Origin of the sequence: Pseudomonas brassicacearum (assembly GCF_003732265.1) — a bacterium.
In the GTDB taxonomy this organism is placed as follows: Bacteria; Pseudomonadota; Gammaproteobacteria; order Pseudomonadales; family Pseudomonadaceae; genus Aquipseudomonas; species Aquipseudomonas brassicacearum_D.
Map to the genome: position 1 here is coordinate 1 of NZ_MOBK01000166.1, position 553 is coordinate 553.

A 553-nucleotide genomic window follows, 5' to 3' on the forward strand; every position below is an offset into this window, starting at 1 on the left:
ACCAGGACAATGGTCATGACCCCGCTGGAAAACAGCGCCATCGCCACCAGTGCGCCGAGATCGACAATCGGCTTGAAGTCGGAAAACAGCAGCGCCATGAAGCCCACGGAGAAGATCACCACGTTGATCACCGTCGAGCGGCCGACGCTGTGCATCGCCTGCAAGATAGCCGCGTCGATCTCGATACCCTGCTGCACCAGCAACTTGATGCGCGACAGCAGGTGCACCGCGTAATCGACCACGCCGACCACCAGGAACGTCACCAGCGTCGTGCCGATGTTCAGCTCAATGCCGAACAGGAACATGAAGCCGTAGACCGTCACCGAGGTAGTCAGCAAGGTCAACATGCCCAGCACTCCCAAGCGTACCGATTTCAGCCAGTACATCATCATCAGCGTGACGACCAGCAAGGCCAGGGAAAAACTCAGCACCTGGCCCTGAGTGATTTCCTGCAACACCCCGGTCCAGATCAACGGCGTGCCGGCGTGGGTCACTTCCAGGTTGGCCGGTTTGTTCACCAGCAGCCAGGCATCGAGGCGGTCGAGCATGCCCT

At 59.7% G+C, this 553-nt stretch carries 1 protein-coding gene; it reads right to left on the minus strand.

Annotated features, from left to right (window positions below):
• Positions 1–553, minus strand: a 553-nt coding sequence (locus BK660_RS30615) for an MMPL family transporter (RefSeq protein ID WP_148057499.1), incomplete at both ends; no start/stop codon positions are given.